Origin of the sequence: Burkholderia sp. E168m23, from assembly GCF_016586125.1 — a bacterium.
GTDB lineage: Bacteria > Pseudomonadota > Gammaproteobacteria > Burkholderiales > Burkholderiaceae > Burkholderia > Burkholderia orbicola.
Genome location: NZ_BCPP01000835.1, coordinates 1 through 3,238, shown reverse-complemented (window position 1 = coordinate 3,238; position 3,238 = coordinate 1). Strand labels below are relative to the sequence as shown.

Annotated in this window: 3 protein-coding genes; all 3 read left to right on the top strand. The window is 62.6% G+C overall.

The window, feature by feature from the left end:
- The coding region (locus tag JMF90_RS30485) for a YeaH/YhbH family protein (RefSeq protein WP_201325837.1) at window positions 1-638 on the top strand (638 nt) is incomplete at its 5' end.
- Entirely contained in the window at window positions 635-2,314 is a 1,680-nt protein-coding gene (locus JMF90_RS30480; RefSeq protein ID WP_011694280.1) for a SpoVR family protein, read from the top strand. The genes JMF90_RS30485 and JMF90_RS30480, both read left to right, overlap by 4 nt.
- Window positions 2,315-2,548: 234 nt before the next feature.
- Window positions 2,549-3,238, top strand: a 690-nt coding sequence (locus JMF90_RS30475) for an MFS transporter (RefSeq protein WP_201325836.1), incomplete at its 3' end; no start/stop codon positions are given.

Genomic DNA, 3,238 nt, shown 5'->3' with positions numbered 1-3,238 from the left:
AGGCCGAGATTCATCACCTGAAAGGGCGCATCTGGCGGATTCCGTTCATCGATCCGTTCGACCTGCGCTACATCAACCGCGTGAAGCAGCCGCAACCGTCGAGCCAGGCCGTGATGTTCTGCCTGATGGACGTGTCGGGCTCGATGGACGAGCAGCGCAAGGATCTCGCGAAGCGCTTCTTCATCCTGCTTTATCTGTTCCTCAAGCGCAACTACGAGCGCATCGAAGTGGTGTTCATTCGCCACCACACGCGTGCCGAGGAAGTCGACGAGGACACCTTCTTCCATTCGACCGAAAGCGGCGGCACGGTGGTGTCGAGCGCGCTCGAACTGATGCGCAAGGTGATGGACGAGCGCTACTCGCCGACCGAGTGGAACATCTACGGCGCGCAGGCGTCCGACGGCGACAACTGGACTGACGATTCGCCCAAGTGTCGCAAAATCCTGGAAGAGGATATCCTCACCAAGACGCGTTACTTCGCGTATATCCAGGTCGCGCCGGAAGAGCAGAATCTGTGGCTGGAATACGCGCAACTGGCCTTGTCGCAACCGCATCTCGCGATGAAAAAAGTGGAATCGGCTGCGGACATTTACCCGGTGTTTCGCGAATTGTTCGAAAAGCAGGTGGAAATGTCATGACGACCCGCCATCTGCACAACGAGTCGCGCGGCTACGCGCCGCGCCCTTCCGGCGACGACACGGCCGGCCCTGCCGCACCGCAGCAACGCGGGCAGGCCGAACCGCCGCCGCCGGCCGCCGACTTGCCCGGTTCCGGGCAAAAGGAAGCGCGTATGAACGTTGCCGAACGCAAGCCGTTGCCGTGCCCGTCCGACTGGACGTTCGAATTGCTCGAGGAATACGACACGCACATCTCGCAGGTCGCCGAACAATACGAGCTCGACATCTACCCGATCCAGCTCGAACTGATCAGCGCCGAGCAGATGATGGATGCGTATGCGTCGGTCGGGATGCCCGTCAACTACCGTCACTGGTCGTTCGGCAAGCACTTTCTCGCGACCGAGAAGAGCTATCGTCGCGGCCAGATGGGCCTCGCCTACGAAATCGTCATCAATTCGAATCCGTGCATCGCGTATCTGATGGAAGAGAACACGATGACGATGCAGGCGCTCGTCATCGCGCACGCGGCGTACGGGCACAACTCGTTCTTCAAGGGCAACTACCTGTTCCGGCTGTGGACCGACGCGCACGCGATCATCGATTACCTCGTGTACGCGAAGAACTACGTCGCGGAATGCGAGGAGCGCTACGGCCTCGATCGCGTCGAGGAACTGCTCGACTCGTGCCATGCGTTGATGAACTACGGCGTCGACCGCTACAAGCGGCCGCAGAAACCGTCGCTGTCGAAGGAAGCGGCGCTGCGGCGCGAGCGCGAGGCGTACCTGCAGTCGCAGGTGAACGAACTCTGGCGTACGCTGCCGGGCAAGAAGCCCGAGCTGACGGAGGAGCAGGACGACCGCTATCCGTCCGAGCCGCAGGAGAACCTGCTGTATTTCGCGGAAAAGAATGCGCCGCTGCTCGAACCGTGGGAGCGGGAAGTGATCCGCATCGTGCGCAAGATCGGCCAGTATTTCTATCCGCAGCGGCAGACGCAGGTGATGAACGAAGGCTGGGCGACGTTCTGGCACTACACACTGCTCAATACGCTGTACAACCAGGGCAAGCTGGAAGACGGCTTCATGATGGAGTTCCTGCATTCGCACAGCAACGTGGTCTACCAGCCGCCCGTCACGAAGCCGTACTACAGCGGGATCAACCCGTATGCGCTCGGTTTCTCGATGATGAGCGACATCCGAAGGATCTGCGAAGCGCCGACGGAGGAAGACTACAAGTGGTTTCCGGAGATCGCGGGCACGCCGTGGCTGCCGGCGATGCACTACGCGATGCGCAACTTCAAGGACGAGAGCTTCATCGCGCAGTACCTGTCGCCGAACCTGATTCGCGAAATGCGGCTCTTCTCGGTGCTCGACGACGACATGCGCGATTCGCTCGAGGTATCGGCGATCCACGACGATTCCGGCTACCAGTACGTGCGGCAGGCGTTGTCGCGGCAGTACGACATCCATCACCGCGAGCCGAACATCCAGGTGTGGGCCGTCAACACCCGCGGCGACCGCAGCCTCACGCTGCGCCACTTCATGACCGACAACCGCCACCTGTCGAACGACAGCGAGGAAGTGCTCAAGCACATGGCGCGGCTCTGGCAGTTCGACGTGTACCTGGAAAGCGTCGACGAGGCCGGCACCGTGCGCAAGCGCTACGAGTGCCGCTACGTGCCGCCGGAAGTGCGCGTGTGATCGCCGCACGCCGGAAATGTTTGCATCGGACGCCAGCCTGCGGGCTGGCGTTTTCATATGACGAACGCGCGCCGGGAGAAAAATTTTCTACATCGGGACGAACCCGGGGCGCTTGTTACTTTACATTTCGCTAAAATCCCGTAGCGCCGTGCGCCGGAACCGGTGCCACGTGCGACCGCACGCGGCGGCCCCAGCCGTCTCGCCCAGAAAGCACTAAAAGGAACAGACCAACCCATGGACGTCCAGACCGACCAAGCTGCGCTGTCCGCGCAAGACACCCGGCGGCGCGTGTTCGCCATCGTCGGCGCCTCATCGGGCAACCTCGTCGAGTGGTTCGACTTCTACATCTACTCGTTCTGCGCGCTGTACTTCGCGCCGGCATTTTTCCCGAGCGGCAACACGACGACGCAGCTGCTGAACACGGCCGGCGTGTTCGCGGCCGGCTTCCTGATGCGTCCGATCGGCGGCTGGCTGTTCGGCCGCATCGCCGACCGGCACGGCCGTCGCGCGGCGATGATGATCTCGGTGCTGATGATGTGCGGCGGGTCGCTCGTGATCGCGGTGCTGCCGACCTATGCGCAGATCGGCGCGCTCGCGCCGGCGCTGCTGCTGGTCGCGCGCCTGTTCCAGGGCCTGTCGGTGGGCGGCGAATACGGGACGAGCGCGACCTACATGAGTGAAGTGGCATTGAAGGGCCGTCGCGGCTTCTTCGCGTCGTTCCAGTACGTGACGCTGATCGGCGGCCAGCTGTGCGCGCTGCTGGTGCTCGTGATCCTGCAGCAGACGCTGTCGGCCGGCGAGCTGAAAGCGTGGGGCTGGCGCATTCCGTTCGTGGTCGGCGCGGCGGCCGCGCTGATTTCGCTGTACCTGCGCAAATCGCTCGACGAGACGTCGACGAGCGCATCGCGCGACAAGAAGGACGCC

Coding starts and splice junctions, on each gene's coding strand:
- JMF90_RS30480 (WP_011694280.1), top strand. CDS start 635: ATGACGACCCGCCATCTGCACAACGAGTCGCGCGGCTACGCGCCGCGC.